The following is a 19,636-nucleotide window of genomic DNA, read 5'->3' as shown; positions in this document are numbered from 1 at the left end:
TTAACTATAAAAACAACAGACCATGGGACAAAACCCCTTATTTGAACCTATTCACGGCATCAGCCTGTACGATTACTCCGCAGCCAACGCAAAGATTGCGAACGGTGTTGCCGTTGATGCTATCTGTAGCGCACTGGGCGTAGAAACACCAGTATGGGAAGAAGCCAGTCAGGGTTGGGTACAACGTATGCAGGAAGATTCCGAATTTATTGTGATCTCCGAAATGGGAACCTTATTCGGACAAGCCGATCAACACCCCAAATTAGGTCAGCTCCAGCCGGTAGCAGGCGCAGGGAATGCACAAAACCTTGATAGGCTGGCTAATGACCGCTACTTCTATGAAGAATTGAATGGTGCACGTACTGCAGCGTATGAAGCCGGTTTAGATGGCGCCAGATGGATACAGGATAACTACGGCATTTCTCTGGGCGATTTCCAGCAGGTAGCTATGCAGTGGATGGAAGAACAGAAAGACCTGAGCAGCGAAGAAATAACGGAATATGTAGACTATATGGAGGCTAAGAGACAGGAGTATGCAAAAAAATTTGCTGAAGAAAATGGTGGCAATATAGCTGACGATGTAGAGTTTTAGCATGCAAACACTATAAAGGAAAAAGCCTTCCGGTTCTTTTAACCGGAAGGCTTTTTTATTGAAACATTAACATCATCCCTTATACACTGCCGCAAATTCATCTGCAAAATCATTCAGCTTCGTTTTGCCATAACTCGTAGGTTTGTTCCGGTCATAATCCTCCCATAAAGTGCCGCTCCTTATAGCGGTGCCCATTTCCACAAAAGTACTCGCAACAGCGGGTGGTAAACCTGCTCCGGTCATACCGGCTAAACTATCTTCGTCACTGAACTCTACCCACGGCAGATCGGGCTTTCCTATCGCAGCCCCCAATGTTTTAACGAGCGTTGAAACATTTTGTTCGTCACTGATCACGTAACGATAGCTTTTGCCACTGAAAGAACCTTGTAACTCCTGTGCAGCTGCTTCCGCAATATCCCGTGGATGCACCAACATCAGTCTTGCGTCTTTACCATAGTTATTGCCCAGAATACCGCTGTTCTTTATCATGTCTATATTAGCAAAGAAGTTGATATAAAAGAATCCGGCGCGAAGATGTTTAACGGCTACATTGTCCAGTGCATTCAGCGTCAGTTCCACATCATGTAATCCCGTAATCGGCCCGGTACCTTTATCAAGATGGGCGCCGATACTGCTCAGGTTCACCACACGTGTTACGCCGGATGCCCTGATGGCGGCTGCATAGTTTTTACCAATATCACTAATGTACTGTCTGTAATTGGTAGCGCCGAAATTCGGTGGCACCATCGTGTAAACTACATCTGCACCGGTAAATGTTTTAGTCAGGAATGCAATATCTGCCAGAGATCCTATTGCAGCCTTTGCACCTAATGCTTCAATGGCGCCCACTTTGCCAGCGTCGCTGCTGATAACGGTTACCTCATGGCCCGTGCCTGTCAATATCTCTGTTAAAGGCTTGCTGATGTGTCCCAGAGAGCCTGTTACTATAATTTTCATACTTTAAAATGTTTGTTTGTTTTACAAGGCAAAACTATCTTTGTACAAACTTTTTGACAAGTACCTACCCCAAAGTAAGTAGCTATGACTAAAGTAAAAGAAAGCTCAACAAGAAATTACAATAAGGGCATTGCTGAAATGACATGCCCCGTCACCTATGTTATGAATAAGATTGGCAGCCACTGGAAACCAATCATTCTCTACAACCTGATAAGCGGTCCTAAACGCTATGGTGAACTAAAGCGTTTGATACCTGCGATTACGGAGAAAATGCTGATACAGCATTTAAAACAATTGCAGGAAGACAATTTAATAAACAGAAAGGCAGAGGATATTGTTCCGCCGCACGTTGTATACAGCCTTACGCCCTCAGGAAAAGAGTTAGGACCGGTATTGATGGCAATGGCTGATTGGGCTATAAAAGACAATGCAAAATATGCGGGTTTCAGTGCAACTGCGGATGCAGGTATGGAACTTAAATAGAATACTGAAATAAAACGATTTTGAAAACTATTATAACCTTACTGAAATTCCTGCTATTGAGTGATTACCCCTCCGGTTCCTCTATTGACTATTATGATGAACACCTGTACGTTATAGGCGATGATGCCAATAAACTACTGGTATTGGATAGCAATTATAAAGCAGTCAGCACAATACCCCTTTTTGAATACAATGAAAAGCGGATACCCAAAGCGAAGAAAGCCGATCTGGAAACAGCGGTAATAGTCGATATCGACGGTCAGAAACACCTGCTGGCATTAGGTTCTGCAGCCACCAAAGAAAGAGAAGGAGGAGTGTTGCTACCTCTTCCTGTATCTGACAGCAAACCACAGCATATAACATATACTTCTTTTATCAAACGGCTGCAACAGATCCCTGAAATAAATATTGAAGGTGCTGCAGTAGCAGGTAGTCATCTCATACTTAGTAACCGCGGCAATGAAACCAATCCGGTTAACCACCTTATTATCACCACACCCGATTTTCTGGAGCGACAGAATGATGTAGCGATCACTATTTCCAGGCTTGTTATTCCTTTCTCATTGTCAGCATTTGCAGGCATTTCCGAGTTATGCTATGTTGAACAGAAAGACGTGCTACTGGTCATCCTCTCCAGTGAAGCTACCGGCAATGCGTACGATGATGGCGCTATCGGCGACAGTTACATTGGTTGGGTAAAGCATATCAGCCAGAAATTGAATAGGGAAGACATATCACTGAATGGCATTGTCAATTTATCCGAAGCAGATCCTGCATTTAAAGGCGAAAAGATTGAAGGCGTTTGTTTATCAGCCGTTACAGATAACAACTGGTACCTGCATCTTGTGGCTGATAACGACCAGGGTGCAAGCACGCTATTCCACATAAAAATGGCAATGGAAGATCTGCCGGAATAACAATCTGGCTACTAAAGATGAACTGTTAATAGTTTGCTAAACATACTTTCTCCTTTAAATTTTTCGATTAAACCAGTGTCAAAGAATTAGAAAAAATTAAAGGTCATGAAAAAGATAATAGCAATACTGCTACTTGCAGTAACGGTTCAAAGCGCTTCAGCAATGGTTCCTAATGGCCCAATCAGAGGTTTTCATGGTGGTGGTTTTTACCCCAGAACAACCGTAGTAGTGGGCGGTGGCTTCTACAGCCCTTTCTATTCTCCGTTTTATTATGGCTACCCGTATCCATATACAGCTGCCGTGCCTTACCAGCCAACGAAGCTGGATATGCAGATAGCAAATATTAAAAATGACTATGCGGATAAGATCGAATCCGTAAAACTGGATAAAGATCTGACCGGTAAAGAAAAACGTGCTCAGGTGCGGGAATTCAAGAGAGAACGTGATCAGGCGGTCCTTGAAGCGAAAAGGAACTATTACAAATCTTAAATCTTACAATTTGGTTCATGCAGAGGGGATGGTCTACGGATCATCCCCTTTTGTGTATCACATCCTGCCGGCCCTTTTTCTGCCGGAGCGATAATATCACTTCATAAATGTACAAGGGTACAGCCCATCCCATCCAGAAAAGAGAGGGTGAAATATCAGCAAAGTTTCCCAGCGATTGAACAACAGGTAACTTTACCGTCAGACCGGATATGACGAATGCCAATGTGACGATATAACTTCTGGTCATCCACTCCTTATGGAGCTTGACCTGTCTTTTACGGATCGTCCACCAGGCAATAAAGGAGGAAGATATCCAGACACTAACCCACACCTGCAATGAAAATGCATACGGCCAGTTGATCGCATAAGCGGTGGTAAAAGCCAGGATGACGGCACAGGTGCTGCTTGCCAGGATAGCTAGCAGGTAAAGGGTGCCTATAATGCGGTGTAATTGCCAGTTTTTGGTTCTCAGGCGTTCCCAGAATTGTAAAGGACCAAGAACAAGCGCCCCTCCTCCGGCAGTAATATGGAGCAGCAGCACCCATTTCAGTTTGAAGTATTTGCCCAGTGCTTCAGGCGTGAGTAGGAGAAAGTGATCAGCGCCATGCATGAAGTACCAGGTGATCGCTACAATGACAGCCCAGATCAATACTTTAAAGACATCATTTATTCCCCATGAGGAGGCTACAGCAGATAAATTTTTCATGTTCAATATCTCATTAATTGAACACAAAATTCAATAAGGGGACTGTTGCAATCAATAACCGAAAAATTATTCGGTAGTGGAAACCATGCAGGATGCAGCTTGTCGTCCGGAACTTACCTTCTTCACCTTCCCTGAATAAGCGGCTCCCCATTGATCCATTGAAACAATGACAGGAAGAAGGCTTTTGCCCATATCGGTGAGGGAATAATCAACGTGCAGGGGGAATCCCTTATGGACTTTCTTACAAACAATGCCATATGATTCAAGCTCTTTCAGTTGCATATCAACTACTCTTGGTGTAGCAGCGATGAGTTGTTTATGTATTTCGCTGGGCCGCTTATACCCCCTGTTGATAAGATCTACAATGCAGGGTTTCCATTTTGCGCCGAGTACTTTCATGAATACAGTAACGCCACAATCCAGGTCTTCAGGAGTCTTTCTTTCGTATGTCTGCATAACTTTTAATTTGGGTTACAGGCAATACAGCAGATATTACTGGTTTGCCATTGTTATGCAATATAAATATTTTTCAGTCCTGTCAGATCGTAACTGATTTCATCAGTGGCTGATTACTCTAAGTGATTGACAGGACTGAACGAAAGATGATGACAGAAAATTAAAACAGTTTTTCCTGAGGAGGCTTAACGCCGGCGAGACGCAGATAGACGGTAGTTTGTCCGCGGTGATGCGTCTGATGCTCAAACGCTTTTTCTAACGCAGCTTTCCTTGTCATATCGAACTTGCCGAATAAAGTAACCTTTTCATTCAGCTTATCCGCAGATAAGTTTTTGATATCATTGATCACAAAGTCATATCCATCCATTACAGCCTGGGTTACAGCAGCCTTTGATTTATCTGCTGATTTTTCCATTTCTCCCATATCATGAGGGCTTTTGTCGCCGGTAGCCGCAGATACGAGGCCATAGTTCCCATCTGTAATGTGCAGCATTTGTTCAGCAAAGGAGCGCATTTCAGGGGTTGGTTTCAAAGCATAATCTTTCTCTGGCATAGCATCGAGATATTCTTTTGTGTATGCTTTTGCCCTTTCCCATTCCTTTATCATTTCTTCATTTGTTGACTGGGCAGTGCAAATGCCGGATAATCCAATAAATAGTGTGAATACCTGAAGGAACATGAGTGCTTTCATCGAATGTAGGTTTTATTGAACAGTGAATACTTTAGCAATAGATATGATACAAAAGAAAACTACTTTAAGAATGCTCAACATAATTTAAGGGGTAATTGGAATTAATAAACTCAACAATTCAGATGACGGATTTGTTCAGCGACATAAGGAATGGTTCCATGCTTCCACCAAAAGGATATCAGGGACAAAAAAAGCCTTCAGATAATGAGTACTGAAGGCTTTAATCCAAAACTGCTATTTGATTTAGAGAAATCTCACAGCAGACTCAACATCCTAACTTATGCTATCTCAATAGTACGGGGCGCTTTTTGTTTAGCTTCCTCCCGTTTTGGAATTGTAAGATGTAATAAACCATTTTCGTAGCGGGCAATGATTTTATCGTCATCTACAACATTTTTGGGCAGCTCAAAACTGCGTTGAAATGACTGGTAACTGAATTCCCGCCTGGTATAATTATCCTCTTTCTTTTCCTGACTCTGCTGTTTCGCAGATGAAATAGTCAGCAGATTATCATCAAGCGTAACTTTAAAGTCTTTCTTTTCCATACCAGGCGCCGCGACTTCCACCTCGTAATTGTCGGCAGTCTCCTTGATGTTTACAGATGGAACTGTAGTACTGGTAGATGAAAAATTATTGTTTCCCCAGTTGAAAAGTTCACGGCTAAAGAAGTCGTCGAGCAACGAAGGGAGTGTGTTTCCATTCCTTTTGATGAGTGACATAATGAACCTCCTTTTAATTAAGTGAACAATATGTAAAACCTCGGTAATATGGTTGGCCAACCTTACCACCCGACGCTGTTCAAATGAGGTGCCACCCGATCCTGAACTGAAATTTTTTCAGAAAAACTGAAATTTTTTCTTTTCGAATGAAACAATTGTCAGTGGGGTAGCCTATTCTCCTCTCTTCATTTTTTCTATAGTGTCAAGCATACCCGCATGCTCTGTTTCTGCCGCCAGCGGCAATGCCAGTATCTGCCATCTGATACCTTCTTCCTTATGCCCGGATTGATATAATAGCTGGGCATTCCGGCTCATATATTCGCTAAATGCATGACGTTGCTTAGCGGGAATATTGCTTCCATATTTCCTGGCATAAGGAATAATAGCGGTGGAAAAATTGGCCCAGTCATCGCGTTGCATGCTGTAGATGGTCTGACTCATTAATAGAACTTCTTCTCCCGTATCTCCATAAAGCGATATCAGATGTTTTCCAAAGCCCGCCCAGTCGGGTACACTATCGCGCGACTCAAGATATGGGATGATCTCTTCCTCAAAGATCTTATTCATTTTTTCAGTACGGACACGGGTACTGTCAACAGGTTGTTGTGCAAAAAGAGAGGTAGACAACAAACAATAAAGGGTAACTACAAATGGATACATGGTAATGGTATTTATGAAGGGACCTTATGAAGGTAATGAATAGACTATAACTTTACTTAGGAGAAAGAGAATTATCAGGGCGAAGCCAGCCGTTCGTAACAATATGCTTATGTGGCCTCCCCCAGCCTTGTTTTCTCCCCGGAAAACCGTACTTTAGTTATACCCCAATAAAAAATATACCTCCAACGGGTGCCCCTTTTGACACATACTTAAATCTTTTACTATGGGAAATAATTCCACCACAGAGCACATCAATGAGACAATGAATAGTGAAGTAGCCGAATCAAAGAAGATCTCATCTGTCATGGAAGCGCAGAAGATGCTGGCATTACAGAATAACATGCTTTACCTTGGAGCAGACGCTTATATTGGTAATCCATATGCCCTGCTGGGAACAGTACTTGAAATCAGGAAAACACAGGCTGATTGCCCCTCTATTGCCAATACGGAGAACGCTTCTATTGAATTCTCTGCATTTAAGATTCCGGGTATCGAGATTGATGAAACTTCGAAGATTAAGGAACCTATCAAACGGCAGTCTATCCTGGTGGATCAGAAACTGGCCGTAGAAGTGAGTTTTTTGAATTACCTGACGGCGGAATTTGAGGGAGAATCATCGTTTAGTCTCATGGTATTCGATCAGGCAACAGGATTAGTGAACCGTGACAGCGATACCTGGAATAAAGGTGTGCAGTCCTGGATGGCCGACAATAAAACAACGATACTGGACGATCCAGCCGTATGCTACGTGTACGCTGTAATAGGCTTTGTGCAGAAATATATCATCCGGCGTAAATACACCAAATTCACCGTTGGGGCAAAAGGAGGCGCCTTTGGTGTTAATCTGAATGGTCAGCTGTATACCAGTTCCGAAGACTATTCACTGGACGTACGTTATGGCTTGCAGACAGTTATCCTGAAACGGCCGGCAGTAACAAAATCGCTGTTTGCAGAGAAGGAAGTGTTGGCTGAAGCAAAGGAGGATGAGGCAAACCTCTTTAGCGCCATTGCAAAAGCACGTAGTTTTACATTGAAATAAGTGCTGTAAAAATAGACTAGGGAGAGAGTAGAAATTATCTGCTCTCTCCCTTATCTGTTATTATCAAACTTTGCTTTTTGCTCTCTTATTATTCGTCTTGCTTTTTGTGGTAGCAGGCTCCTCCTTGCTGTCAGACCTGCTCCTGGTAGGTTCTTCTGCAGGAACATATTGTTGAACATAAGCCTTCAACGTAGTTTTCAGTTTTACCTGAACGGTACCTTTCTTTTCCGGCATTACCTTTCCTGAGATCACTACGTCCGTCATTTCTATGAAGTTCCTGATAGCATCCGGTGAAAATCCCGTCTCATGTAAAGTGCTTTCCCATTGCTCTCTGGGTATCTGTACTGCTTTTACATCCTTCTCTAATGCATCAGAAAATGCTTTAGCTACATCATTACTACTGTAAGCAGCTCCTGTCAACTCAAATATTTTCCCATCTTCTTCCTCTTTCTGTATCACATTTGCTACATAAGTAGCTACTTCCTGGGGCGATACCATAGGAATGGACAGGTCTGGCGGGAAAAAAGTAGGCAATATCCCTTTTTCCATAACAGATCCGAGATACATCATCCAGTTGCTGAAATAATAAGCCGGACGTACAAAGATCTGTTTGATAGGCATGCCCGTAAATGCATGTTCCAGCAGATAAGACATCACCAGGTTACCCGTCCCCGTTTCGAACTGGGCGCCAATAGAAGATAAACCTACTACTTTTTTAATGGGGGAACTGGCTAATGCTTTTCTGTAGTTTTCAAGGATGTCTTTTGTTTCACCAATTACATTTCGCTCGTGCCCGCTTTCGGGAGTGAGCGCAAAGAGTGTACTGCCATCCTGAAGTGCAGCAACCAGTGAGGGTAGATCGCTGATATCGGCAACTGCAACAGCAGCGCCTGATTTTTGCAGTTTACCGGCTTTCTTTTCATCTCTGACAACAGCTTTGACCTGTTCTCCTTTTTCTATAAGCTGGTTGACAATAATAGAACCAACTTGTCCTGAAGCTCCAAGAATGACATGCATAATTACAATGGTTTATATAGGAGCTCCAAAAATTAGTCCAGCGTTGTCGTGGAAAAAAAGAAACAGGCCATCTGCTTTACACAGATAGCCTGCCGCGGATAGGAATAGGGCAGGGGTTAATTTTGGTTAAAGGTCAAAAATTCCCCACTGGCATCGTTGTCCTCTTTCAGTTTGATTTCTGTACTGGTTATCGATATAATTTCCCAATCATCAGTCAGTTCTCCCAAGGGCTTATTAGCATCACTTTTTGCACCAAGGTCCAGGGTGAATTCGGTAGCACTGCTATTAATATTCCATGTCCCGTGCTTGTTCGTACCATTCAGGGATGCTGTTACTGACCCGTTGCTGTCGAACGTGAAAGTATAGCCGTTGAAATCGCTGGTTTCATTATTGCCGCGTTCAGAGAACAGTGTTACCCGCCATGTACCAGTTGTAGGTGCGTTCCGGTCCACGGTTGGCTCCGGGTCGTTTTTATCATTGCTGCATGAAAGCATACATGCAGATAATAGTAGTGCGGGCAGCCAGCTGTTTCTTCTCATAACGGAATTTTAATGCATTGGGGAATCTATTGTATTAATACGGATAGATTAGCTCCCGGGTTGCCTCACACTGCCATTTAATTTGATGATAAGACTTTCCCGGATAATCACTTTCGGGTACTTGTTCAGCATAGGAGTAGTGCCTTGTCGCACTATAGTCCTGCTTACAAATCTCCTTATCTGCTCAATATCAACTGATTAATCCCTGTAATGAATCTATGAACTAAGTTTTTCTTTTTAAAACTAAATAGTTAGTTTTATGCTTAAATAGTAATGCAAGATGAACAACCTGAACAGGATAGTATGCCTGCTTTTTCTGTTATGCAGCACGACGAAGATCGTTGCTCAATCTTCTGTGAACCGCAACCGCGTCATGGAATACCTGCAGGACCAACAGTACGACGAAGCCATCGCCTATCTCAAGCCAGCTGTAGACACTACTGACGCCCGCCAGATGGCGCTGCTGGCTTATACTTATTACCAGGCAGGAAAGACCCCGGAGGCAGTAATTTATTATGAAAAGGTATTGCAGCTGGACAGTAATCACCTGACTGCTCATCAATGCCTGGCTGCTGTTAGTCTCCTGCAGGACCGGCCCTTGACTGCAATGGAACACTATAAGAAGGTAGTCGCACTTCGGCCACAGAGCGCCATTGCCTGGAAGCAGCTGAGTTTCGCAGCACTCGCTGCCATGCAGGCTGATTCCGGTTTCGTCTGGCTAAATAAGGCTTATACGCTGAATCCCTATGATCCTAAAGTCGTATCCCGCCTGGCGGAAGAATGGATAGAAAGGAAACGTTTCGGCGCGGCAGATACTTTGATCAATACCTTCCTGGCAACAGATTCTTCGTCTGCAATCGTCCTGATGACGGGAGCAAGAACTTCCTATCTGCTGAAGGATTATCAACGCACCCTGATAATAGGAGAGAAGCTGAAACAGATGAATATATCTTCCTCCAATACTTTTCTCTACGTCTCCGCCGCAGCCTATAACCTCAAAAAATATGAGGATTGTATAGCAGTACATGAATATCTCAATGCACGCAATGCCAGCGCTGAAAATATCATTTATTATGCCGCTATGGCCTATACACAACTGAAGATGTATGAGGATAGCAATGAGCTGCTGCAAACCTGTATTAGCATGGCGAAGTCGGCCAGCCTGGATAATTACTATACAGGTATGTCCGTCAACTATGAGGCATTGCATCAATACAAGCCGGCTATCGCCAACCTGGATACCGCCTATTATCTGTTCCATCAGCCCTTGAAACAATATAGTATCGGCCGTATTTATGATGCCCACCTGAAGAACGAGGCAATGGCCATACGCTATTACAAACGTTACATTCAGCTGTATAAAGGAGAAACACCGGAAGAAAAAGAGATTTACAACTATCTGAAAACCCGTATCCAGAAGTAGGAGGGTGTGCTTTTCCGCAGATACCTTGCCCGGCACCTTAAATAGGCTTAATTTTATGCCACTTTGATAACCGGCAGCGTCAGAAACTGCCGGTTATTATTTGCATAAATATGAATTCAATGATGAGTAAACAACCCGAACTGAGAACTGTCAATGTGACCAGGTATGTGACTCCATTGCGTGAAGGAGGCTCTTTACCTGCTATCGCAGAAGCAGATGATGGGTTTCTGTACGTACTGAAGTTCCGTGGGGCAGGGCAGGGTATAAAGGCATTGATCGCTGAACTGATTGGAGGAGAGATCGCCCGCAGATTAGGCCTTAAAGTGCCTGAAATCGTTTTTGCTAACCTCGACAATGCCTTCGGTCGCACCGAGCCGGATGAGGAGATCCAGGACCTCCTGAAGGCCAGCGAAGGACTTAATCTGGCCCTGCATTACCTGTCAGGCGCTATCACCTATGATCCGACGGTAGCCGTTATTGATCCGCTTACGGCCGCCCGTATCGTATGGATGGATTGTCTGCTGACCAACGTTGACCGTACCGCCCGTAATACAAATATGCTGATGTGGCATAAAGAACTATGGCTCATTGATCATGGTGCTTCCCTGTATTTCCATCACTCCTGGGATAACTGGCAGGAACAGGCCAAACGGCCCTTCGTACAGGTAAAAGACCATGTATTGCTGTCACAGGCTGAAGGAATAGATAAAGTCGATGCGGCCTTCCGTGAAATCCTGACGCCTGAACAGGTTCGTGCTATCATTTCCGTAATACCCGACGAATGGTTGCTGACATTGTCCCATCATGGTACGCCAGACGAAATAAAAGAGGTATACGCCGGTTTTTTAATCACCCGGATAGCCAATTCCGGAATATTTGTAAATGAAGCGCAAAATGCAAGAAAAACACTTATTTGAGTACGCTGTTATCCGCGTTATGCCGAGAGTGGAACGGGAGGAGTTTCTCAATGCCGGTGTCATTCTCTATTGCAAACAACACAAATTCCTGCAGGCTATCATTACGCTGAATGAAGATCGCCTGCGCGCTTTTTCTCCGGAAACAGATATCAGTGAAGTAAAGACATACCTGGAGGCTTTTGAATGCATTGCAAAAGGAGGTAAGCAGGCCGGTCCGATAGGTCAGCTTGATCTTGCTTCCCGCTTCCGCTGGCTGACTGCTACCCGGAGTACAGTCGTGCAGGCAGGAAAGGTGCATCCCGGTTTCTGTGATGATCCGGCCAAAGCCCTGGTGAGGCTACATGAACAACTGGTGTTATAAATGCATAAAAGAGGATGTATGTTAACTTTTCTATACCCTCTTTTTTGTATATTGTTTTTATTTAGATTTACAGGAAACAACCCCATTACTTCATGTCACAGCAAACAAGCACCTTACAGTTGTTCCGCCCCAGGGAAACCGAATCCCTTCATCGTTTTCTGGACCTTGTACAGGCCTGCAATGATCACAGTCACGCCACCCGGCTGCGTTACGTGTACGATGGCGGTAAGTTCAATGACTACGTTTCGATAGGAGCGTTGGAGCAGGCTTTCGCTGAGCTGGAGAAACATTGGAGTGACGGCGACTTTGACAGGGATGTGATCCTGTCTACGGATAAGGATACACCCTTATTTTCATTGGTGCACACTGACCCCTTTGAATATACCAATGAAGACAATGCCGCTTTTAGTTTCAATAATGGCAGACCATTACTGCAGCCCGAAGGGCACTTTGTCTACGAAGAATTTCATGATTTTTTTGTTACCGCTATTAAGGCTTACAAGGCCAGATATGCAGCTGTATATGATACCGAACTGGAAACACTCATCTCCTTTGCTTCCTTCTACGGAGAAGTGGAAATAGACGAGGAAATATCTACTCCTGATATCGTTACAAGAACTCCCGAACATCTCACTGCCCGTATAGGAAAGGTCGTATCCCCGGGACTATTTGATCCGCTGGAAATACCGCCGGCCATTTACTGGTTCAATTACTGGAATGAAGACCATGTAAAAACTGTGGGTGAAGAAAAAATAAAACAGGCTGCCTTTGACGTAATAGAAAAGCTTCCGGATGGTGGTTACATACTCGTTGTACAGAAAGACAACTTTGATCCACATAATACCGGTCACCTGGAGAAACTGGCCGCGCTGTATGACTATTTTGATCTCTATACACTACAGCAAAGCGCTTCATAACGTTTATCATTATCCACAACATTTACTGCAAACTGCCTCGTATTTAACGCTTTATTCAACTGTTACGCCGCTGCTTACCGCTGGCGCAGATATTGTATTTCTTCTGCATGATCAACAGGATAAGTTATGCCAGAAGGACCATCCATTGTGATATTAAAAGAGGAAGTACAGTCTTTTACCGGGAAGAAGGTCATAGATGTGACCGGATACGCTAAAATTGACCTGGAGAGGATTCGTAATAAAAAGATCACTGCCTTTAAAAGCTGGGGTAAACATTTTTTGATCTGCTTTCCCGGCTTTACCGTCAGGATACACTTACTGATGTTCGGTACCTACCGCATCAATGAAAGAAAGGATAGCAATCCCGCACTGCATTTACAGTTTGATAACGGAGAACTGAATTTTTATACCTGCTCTGTAAGGATCATCGAAGAGCCTTTGGATGAGGTGTACGACTGGAGCAGCGATGTACTGAATGAACATTGGGACCCGGCCAAAGCAATGGCCAAACTGAAAAAGATACCGGATACCCTGGTAGCGGATGCCCTGCTGAACCAGGACATCTTCGCCGGCTCGGGCAATATTATCAAGAATGAGGTATTGTTCCGGATAAGGGTGCATCCCGCCAGTAAAGTTGGGAACTTACCCCTGAAAAAGAAACGGGAGCTGGTAAAGGAAGCGGTAAACTACAGTTTTGACTTCCTGAAATGGAAAAAGGAGTATCAACTGAAAGCACATTGGCTTGCTCACACTAAAAAGATCTGCCCCCGTTGCCATATTCCCCTCATTAAGGAATATATGGGTATCACCAACCGCCGCACCTTTTACTGCCCTAATTGCCAGATTTTATACTGAACTGGTATAAGTCCCCTCCTGAAAATAAAAAAGGCGTCCTGAGCCTTACAGAACGCCTTTCTAAGTATTTTAATATTATTTCCGGTACTTGTACCGCACTGTTCCCATCAGCTCCTTTTTCTTCCCATAACATTCTTCCTGGGTAGGAAGTCCTTTATCGTCATAGGTATACCGCCAGATGGTATAACTGGCTGTTTCCCCGTTCACAGTGGTCATTGCGCCGATCCTGTTCTGGGCGTCATAGTCGAAAATATAGTCCGGCAGCATTTTCTTCCGGGTAGGAGAATAGCGAACAATATCCGTCAGCAGGTTCTGATCATTGTACTTGTAATAGATGCGCCTGCCGTTGGCCCCTTTGCCGCTCTCAATCTCTTCCGTCACCAGCCCCAGTGAGTCAACTGTAAACCGTACAGTGGTAGAATCTTCTATTTTATCACCATGAAAATGAATCATTTGCGATAAGCGCCCCAGGCTGTCGTATGAGTAACGCCTTGTCTCGGTGAATTTATACTTGGTTTTTGGCTCGTAAGAGGTAAGATATACTTCCCTGATCTTCGCGCTGGTATCGTTGGTATTACGCATGTAAATGACAGTCGTAATTACGCTCCGGGTACTATCGATAGTCTTTGTCAGTTTACCCTTGGTAGAAAAGTAAGAAGTCATTACGGAATAGCCGGTAGCGCGGGAGACGGTAGTAGACCTGATCTGCCGGTAATTGGCCAGCAGCTCACGCTGACAGCGGAAGTCGTTATCGGATTCCTGGTTGGCGTCAAAGCTCTGAACCAGTTGTACTGTGATCTTGTTCTCTTTCAGCAGGGCCATATTGGCCTCGGTACGGGCGGTATTGATAATATCCTGGTAATAGTATTGGGCGGAAACAGACAGCTTTAACCCAAAAAATGCTGTTAAAAGCAATAAAATCGTCTTTCTCGTGTACATATTAGCTACAAAAATAATGATTCAGGAACATTCGGCAGTTCATTTCTGTAAAGATAATTTTTATATTTACCTTCTATAACCTATAGATACTTGAAAACACAACCTCTAAGGAAAGAAACGAACTGCCTCAACTGTGGAACGGATGTTCCGGGCAGATATTGTACAAACTGCGGACAGGAAAACATTGTTCCCCATGAAACTTTTGGCCACCTGGTAAAGGAATTCGCCGCCGATCTGTTACACTATGACTCAAAAACACTGCTGACATTCAAATATTTATTCACCAAACCGGGCTTTATTACCAAAGAATATACGGCCGGTAAACGGGTGAAATTTGTACACCCCATCAAGCTTTATATTTTTTCCTCCTTCGTCTTTTTCCTCCTGTATTTTACATTGACGGCTCACAGTAACGACGAGTCACTCGATAAAGATACCAAAGAGCAGGTTGAAACTGCCCGCCGGCAGAATAAGGAGCTTTTCGCAAGCCTGCCGGATTCCATCAAGAGGGGCAACCTCTCTACAGGAGACTGGTTCAGAAGGCTGAACGCTATTGATTCTAAAGAACAGTACGATTCCCTGCAGGAAACACTGCCTGAAGAATACCGTGACAACAATATTCAACGTAAAATGGCCCGGTATTATTTTAGTGCCAACAGGGATGGGGAGGGCAAAACTAAGGAAGAGAAGAATCATGCCCAGGAAGAGCTGTTCCAACACAACTATCCCAAAATGGTGTTTGTGCTGTTGCCGCTTTTTGCGCTGTATCTGAGATGGATGTACGACAAGAAAAAATGGTTCTATGCAGATCATGCGATCTTCTCCGTACATATCCATGTATTTTTCTTCTTGTTTTTCCTGGTATGTACAGCACTGGATGCACTCTTTCATACAGAGATATTTACCAGCTGGGGCCTTCTCGTCATATTTGCATACCTCGTCATAGCGCTCAGGAATACCTATGGGCAGTCGTGGGGAAAATCTTTACTGAAAGGAGCTTTGGTAACATTGGCATACCTGTTTACACTGTTGATTGTATTTATCTGTTTTGTCCTTACGATGACAGTATTAATTGCGTAACTTAGGGAATGCAAGCACAGTTTATTATCATACACCAGCAGGTAGCCCCTTATGTGGCTCATATCCAGTTAAACCGCCCCAAAGAACTGAATGCACTGAACCTTGAACTGATGGCAGAACTCAGGGACGCATTGAAAGCATTGGACGCGGACGACAACGTACGGGTTATTATTATAAGCGGCAATGAGAAAGCATTTGCCGCAGGTGCAGACATCAAACAGATGGCAGGTAAAACTGCAATGGATATGTATAACATAGACCAGTTCAGCACCTGGGACACAATAAAAAAAACTAAGAAGCCGTTGATAGCGGCAGTAAGCGGTTTCGCGCTGGGTGGGGGATGTGAGCTGGTTATGCTTTGCGATATGATCGTAGCCAGTGAAACAGCGCGCTTCGGACAACCTGAAATAAAGATAGGTGTCATGCCAGGCGCCGGCGGTACACAACGTCTTACCCGTGCAGTAGGTAAGGCGCTCGCTATGGAAATGGTATTGACAGGTCGTTTTATCAGCGCAGAAGAAGCACTGCGGGCAGGCCTTATCAACCGGGTAGTACCGGTGGAACTTTTCCTGAAAGAAGCCATCCAACTGGCCTCAGAAGTAGCTGCACTTAGTCCGCTGGCAGTGAAAATGGCCAAAGAATCCGTTCTGAAAGCATTCGACAGTTCCCTGGAAGAGGGACTACATTTTGAACGTAAAAACTTTTATCTCCTGTTTGCTTCCGAAGATCAGAAAGAAGGCATGCAGGCTTTTGTTGATAAAAGAACACCTGTATTTAAAGGAAAATAACATTGTGTATTGCGGACAGGATCATGCTCACGATATATTCCCGTAATACACAATTAGCAATACGTAATAGAGACCATGACCATGAACAAACGCCTGGCAGCATTGTATGTAGTAGCTGCCTGTATTTTAGGATGTAAAGAGCAGCCTGTAAGTAACAAAGAAAAAGGAGCTGCGCCTCCACCCACAACTGATACGATGATGACTGTAGCAGACACTATTGAACCCACTCAGATAGCTTCCTGGCAAGCTTTTGAACAGTTTGAAGGCCGGTACGTAGCAGAAACAGGTATGTTGGAGAAAGAGCCGCTGAAGTCGCGTATTGAAGCCTTACTGGCTGCAGAAAGCCCTGCTTTTGCAGAACGCTTTGACGTGACCCCTCCCGTAGAACTGGAGAACGATATCCTGTACAACCAGGGATGCCGGAAGCACTATTGCGGAGGCGATGAAGCTGCGCTGGCCATCGATATGCGCAGAGACGTCATTTACATAGGCATCGCCGTGAATGGCACTGTGAAGATGTTCAGCGAAAGAAATGACTCCGCTTTTCCTGAGAAATTATTACGCTGGAAACTGAAGTTCCCTTCATTGAATTAATGAGGAGAGAAGTCTTCTGATAACAGTTCCGCCCCCTGGTGGATAACAAATAAAAAGCGGCCGCATCACATTGATACGGCCGCTTTTTTTATTCGTTATTTCTTAGTTGAACTTCTTCTTCAGCTCTGCCAGCTTCGCCTGGAAATCATTCAGCGGAGCAGGTGCGCCCTGTTTAGAAGGCTTGGCACTACCACCATCCCTTCTTTCTTTCCGCTGACCACCACCGCTGTTACCGGCGCCTGGTGCTTCATTGTCCTTCATGGACAGGGAAATACGCTTGCGGGAAGGATCAACTTCCAATACTGTCACCGTCACCTTCTGATTCAGTTTTACGGCTTCATTAGGATTGCTGATAAACCGGTTGCTGAGATGAGAAATGTGTACAAGACCGTCCTGTTTTACACCAATATCCACGAATGCGCCGAAGTTGGTGATGTTGGTAACAACCCCAGGTAAAGTCATGCCTACCTTCAGGTCTTCCATGGTACGGATGCCTTCTGCATATTCGAAGATAGCGATCTCGTCACGAGGGTCACGGCTTGGTTTATCCAACTCTTTCAGGATGTCTTCCAGGGTCAGTAAACCTACTTCTTCGCTTACATATTCCTTTGGATTGATCTTCTTACGGAGATCTTCTTTTGCCATCAGGTCCTGAACGGTACAATGCTGTTTCGCAGCCATGGTTTCGATCAGGGAATAACGCTCAGGGTGTACTGCGGAGTTATCCAGCGGGTTATCGCCGTTCTCAATACGAAGGAAGCCTGCACACTGTTCAAACGCTTTGTCACCCAGACGGCTCACTTTCTTCAGCTGTAAACGGTTCTTAAATGCACCGTTCTCCTTGCGGTATTTCACGATGTTTTCCGCCAGGGAAGGACCCAGACCAGATACATATGCCAGCAGGTGTTTGGATGCTGTGTTCAGGTTTACACCTACGTTGTTCACGCAGCTTACTACCACCCTGTCCAGGCTCTGTTTCAGACTGGATTGGTTTACGTCATGCTGGTACTGACCCACACCGATCGCTTTTGGATCTATTTTCACCAGTTCTGCCAGCGGATCTATCAGCCTGCGGCCGATGGATACCGCACCACGTACAGTTACATCGAAATCAGGGAATTCTTCTCTCGCTACCTCAGAAGCAGAATATACAGAAGCGCCGCTTTCATTTACCATGAAAACGTTGACTTTCTTACCGAAGTCGATCTTCTTCACAAATTCCTCTGTTTCACGGCCTGCAGTACCATTACCTACGGCAATAGCGGCAGTATCATATCTTTCCACCCATCTTTTCAGCAGGGCTTCAGCATCGTCTCTCTTGTAGTTTTTCTCCAGCGGATAAATAACGTCGTTGTCCAGCATATTACCCTGGTCGTCAAGTGCTACCACTTTACAACCGGTTCTGTAACCCGGGTCAATAGCAATTACCGCTTTAGGCCCCAAAGGCGCCGCCAGCAATAACTGGCGCAGGTTTTCTGCAAATACTTCTATCGCCTCGGCGTCTGCACTTTCCTTTCCTAAGGCACGGAATTCATTCTCCAGGGATGGACGGAGCAGGCGTTTATAGGAGTCTGCACCCGCTTTTTTCACCTGCTCACTGCTGGCGTTATTGCCGGTCACAAACTGTTTATTAATGATTTCAGTAGCATCTTCCTCAGCAGGGCTGATGGTGGCATACAGGAATCCTTCTGATTCACCACGCAGAATAGCCAGTATCCTGTGGGAAGGAATCGCACTGATCTCTTCGCTGAAATCAAAGTAGTCTTTGTATTTGGAACCCTCTTCTTCCTTACCTTCTATCACTTTGGATGTCAGTACGGCAGTGTGGGTAAAGAGTTTACGCAGTTTATCACGCAGCTCGGCATTTTCGTTGATCCATTCTGCCATGATATCGCGGGCGCCTTTCAGTGCTTCCTCTGTGGAGGCCACCTGCTCATTCAGGAATTGCTCTGCAGCGCTTTGCGGCGCATTTTCCTGCTGTTCGAAGATCAGTTTGGCCAAAGGCTCCAGACCTTTTTCGATCGCCTGCGTACCTCTGGTCTTGCGTTTTGGTTTATATGGGAGGTAAATGTCTTCCAGTTCTGTAAGTGCCCAGGTGTTTTCAAGTTTGCCCAGCAGCTCGGGAGTCATTTTCTCCTGGTCTGTAATGGTTTTGATAATGAATGCGCGGCGTTCATCCACTTCCTGGTAGCGTTTCTGGAGATCTTCGATCTTCCCGATCTGTACCTCGTCCAGACTACCGGTCACTTCCTTACGGTAGCGACTGATGAATGGCACGGTGGACCCTTCCGCCAGCAAATTCATGGTGTTCTCCGCTTGTCGCGCTGAGATGTTCAGTTCTGCTGAAATTAGCGCAATGTGTTTGCTATTCATGAATTAAAAATTAGTAGTTTTCCGGTTAACCAAAACCGGCGGCAAATGTAACTAAAATGCCCTTTCTGTCAACAAAAAGAAATTAACATAAATCCCATACAGACGTCCCCCTGCGGGAATTCTT

Annotated in this window: 23 protein-coding genes; 13 read left to right on the top strand and 10 right to left on the bottom strand. The window is 44.7% G+C overall.

Translation table 11 applies throughout. The features are described 5' to 3' along the window. Positions 1-22 precede the first annotated feature (22 nt). On the top strand, positions 23-592 hold the full coding sequence (locus BLR32_RS29060; protein WP_089837338.1) for a DUF6620 family protein: 570 nt from the start codon (positions 23-25) through the stop codon (positions 590-592). 72 nt (positions 593-664) lie between these two features. On the opposite strand, the gene BLR32_RS29055 is transcribed toward BLR32_RS29060, so the two are convergent. Next, positions 665-1,549: an NAD(P)H-binding protein gene (locus BLR32_RS29055; RefSeq protein ID WP_089837336.1), complete on the bottom strand. Its 885-nt coding sequence runs from the start codon at positions 1,547-1,549 to the stop codon at positions 665-667. An 84-nt stretch (positions 1,550-1,633) separates the two neighbouring features. On the opposite strand from BLR32_RS29055, the gene BLR32_RS29050 reads away from it, so the two are divergent. From BLR32_RS29050 to BLR32_RS29040, 3 genes are all read left to right on the top strand, one after another. Continuing rightward, a complete protein-coding gene (locus BLR32_RS29050) occupies positions 1,634-2,032 on the top strand; it encodes a winged helix-turn-helix transcriptional regulator (RefSeq protein ID WP_089837334.1) in 399 nt (132 codons plus the stop codon). Between the two features lie 20 nt (positions 2,033-2,052). Beyond that, a complete protein-coding gene (locus tag BLR32_RS29045) occupies positions 2,053-2,949 on the top strand; it encodes a DUF6929 family protein (protein WP_143011634.1) in 897 nt (298 codons plus the stop codon). A 105-nt stretch (positions 2,950-3,054) separates the two neighbouring features. After that, positions 3,055-3,438: a hypothetical protein gene (locus tag BLR32_RS29040; protein ID WP_143011633.1), complete on the top strand. Its 384-nt coding sequence runs from the start codon at positions 3,055-3,057 to the stop codon at positions 3,436-3,438. Between the two features lie 40 nt (positions 3,439-3,478). Here BLR32_RS29040 and BLR32_RS29035 read toward each other — a convergent pair whose 3' ends face one another. The 5 genes from BLR32_RS29035 to BLR32_RS29015 form a co-directional block, all read right to left on the bottom strand. After that, complete coding sequence (locus BLR32_RS29035) at positions 3,479-4,144, bottom strand: DUF2306 domain-containing protein (RefSeq protein WP_089837329.1); 666 nt, start codon at positions 4,142-4,144, stop codon at positions 3,479-3,481. 66 nt (positions 4,145-4,210) lie between these two features. Further along, positions 4,211-4,600, bottom strand: a complete 390-nt coding sequence (locus BLR32_RS29030; RefSeq protein WP_089837327.1) for a winged helix-turn-helix transcriptional regulator — start codon at positions 4,598-4,600, stop codon at positions 4,211-4,213. Between the two features lie 160 nt (positions 4,601-4,760). Then, the gene (locus BLR32_RS29025) at positions 4,761-5,291 is read right to left on the bottom strand and encodes a DinB family protein (protein WP_218124274.1); all 531 of its coding nucleotides are present in this window, start codon (positions 5,289-5,291) and stop codon (positions 4,761-4,763) included. A gap of 278 nt (positions 5,292-5,569) precedes the next feature. Further along, the gene (locus tag BLR32_RS29020; RefSeq protein WP_089837325.1) at positions 5,570-6,010 is read right to left on the bottom strand and encodes an Hsp20/alpha crystallin family protein; all 441 of its coding nucleotides are present in this window, start codon (positions 6,008-6,010) and stop codon (positions 5,570-5,572) included. A 171-nt stretch (positions 6,011-6,181) separates the two neighbouring features. Further along, entirely contained in the window at positions 6,182-6,670 is a 489-nt protein-coding gene (locus BLR32_RS29015) for a hypothetical protein (RefSeq protein WP_143011632.1), read from the bottom strand. Between the two features lie 223 nt (positions 6,671-6,893). On the opposite strand from BLR32_RS29015, the gene BLR32_RS29010 reads away from it, so the two are divergent. Next, positions 6,894-7,709 carry a hypothetical protein gene (locus BLR32_RS29010; protein ID WP_089837321.1) on the top strand — a complete coding sequence of 272 codons (816 nt, stop codon included), beginning with the start codon at positions 6,894-6,896 and terminating at the stop codon, positions 7,707-7,709. Positions 7,710-7,772: 63 nt separating this feature from the next. Here BLR32_RS29010 and BLR32_RS29005 read toward each other — a convergent pair whose 3' ends face one another. Then, positions 7,773-8,726 (bottom strand): NmrA family NAD(P)-binding protein, encoded by a 954-nt coding sequence (locus BLR32_RS29005; protein ID WP_089837319.1) that lies wholly within the window; start codon positions 8,724-8,726, stop codon positions 7,773-7,775. Between the two features lie 116 nt (positions 8,727-8,842). Beyond that, positions 8,843-9,265, bottom strand: a complete 423-nt coding sequence (locus BLR32_RS29000) for a lipocalin family protein (protein WP_089837317.1) — start codon at positions 9,263-9,265, stop codon at positions 8,843-8,845. A 280-nt stretch (positions 9,266-9,545) separates the two neighbouring features. Between BLR32_RS29000 and BLR32_RS28995 the strand changes: the two genes are divergently transcribed. From BLR32_RS28995 to BLR32_RS28975, 5 genes are all read left to right on the top strand, one after another. Then, complete coding sequence (locus BLR32_RS28995) at positions 9,546-10,688, top strand: tetratricopeptide repeat protein (protein WP_089837315.1); 1,143 nt, start codon at positions 9,546-9,548, stop codon at positions 10,686-10,688. 119 nt (positions 10,689-10,807) lie between these two features. Further along, the gene (locus BLR32_RS28990) at positions 10,808-11,605 is read left to right on the top strand and encodes a HipA family kinase (RefSeq protein ID WP_089837313.1); all 798 of its coding nucleotides are present in this window, start codon (positions 10,808-10,810) and stop codon (positions 11,603-11,605) included. Continuing rightward, positions 11,583-11,966, top strand: a complete 384-nt coding sequence (locus BLR32_RS28985; protein WP_089837311.1) for a DUF3037 domain-containing protein — start codon at positions 11,583-11,585, stop codon at positions 11,964-11,966. Before BLR32_RS28990 ends, BLR32_RS28985 begins: the two co-directional genes overlap by 23 nt. A gap of 92 nt (positions 11,967-12,058) precedes the next feature. Further along, complete coding sequence (locus BLR32_RS28980) at positions 12,059-12,883, top strand: hypothetical protein (protein ID WP_089837309.1); 825 nt, start codon at positions 12,059-12,061, stop codon at positions 12,881-12,883. Between the two features lie 126 nt (positions 12,884-13,009). Beyond that, the gene (locus BLR32_RS28975) at positions 13,010-13,738 is read left to right on the top strand and encodes a DNA-formamidopyrimidine glycosylase family protein (protein WP_089837307.1); all 729 of its coding nucleotides are present in this window, start codon (positions 13,010-13,012) and stop codon (positions 13,736-13,738) included. Between the two features lie 75 nt (positions 13,739-13,813). Here BLR32_RS28975 and BLR32_RS28970 read toward each other — a convergent pair whose 3' ends face one another. Beyond that, entirely contained in the window at positions 13,814-14,677 is an 864-nt protein-coding gene (locus tag BLR32_RS28970; protein ID WP_143011631.1) for a hypothetical protein, read from the bottom strand. A gap of 90 nt (positions 14,678-14,767) precedes the next feature. Here BLR32_RS28970 and BLR32_RS28965 point away from each other — a divergent pair, with 90 nt between their 5' ends. From BLR32_RS28965 to BLR32_RS28955, 3 genes are all read left to right on the top strand, one after another. Next, on the top strand, positions 14,768-15,757 hold the full coding sequence (locus tag BLR32_RS28965) for a DUF3667 domain-containing protein (protein WP_176842466.1): 990 nt from the start codon (positions 14,768-14,770) through the stop codon (positions 15,755-15,757). Positions 15,758-15,765: 8 nt separating this feature from the next. Further along, positions 15,766-16,545, top strand: coding sequence for an enoyl-CoA hydratase-related protein (locus BLR32_RS28960; protein WP_089837301.1), 780 nt, complete (start codon positions 15,766-15,768; stop codon positions 16,543-16,545). Positions 16,546-16,620: 75 nt separating this feature from the next. Continuing rightward, on the top strand, positions 16,621-17,139 hold the full coding sequence (locus BLR32_RS28955) for a hypothetical protein (RefSeq protein ID WP_089837299.1): 519 nt from the start codon (positions 16,621-16,623) through the stop codon (positions 17,137-17,139). Positions 17,140-17,241: 102 nt separating this feature from the next. Here the strand turns inward: BLR32_RS28955 and BLR32_RS28950 are convergent, their stop codons facing one another. Further along, entirely contained in the window at positions 17,242-19,512 is a 2,271-nt protein-coding gene (locus BLR32_RS28950; protein WP_089837296.1) for a Tex family protein, read from the bottom strand. Positions 19,513-19,636 lie beyond the last annotated feature (124 nt).

Origin of the sequence: Chitinophaga filiformis (assembly GCF_900102545.1) — a bacterium.
GTDB lineage: Bacteria > Bacteroidota > Bacteroidia > Chitinophagales > Chitinophagaceae > Chitinophaga > Chitinophaga filiformis.
Note: the sequence above shows the minus strand (reverse complement) of the source record. Positions and strands in the feature narration are given on the sequence as shown.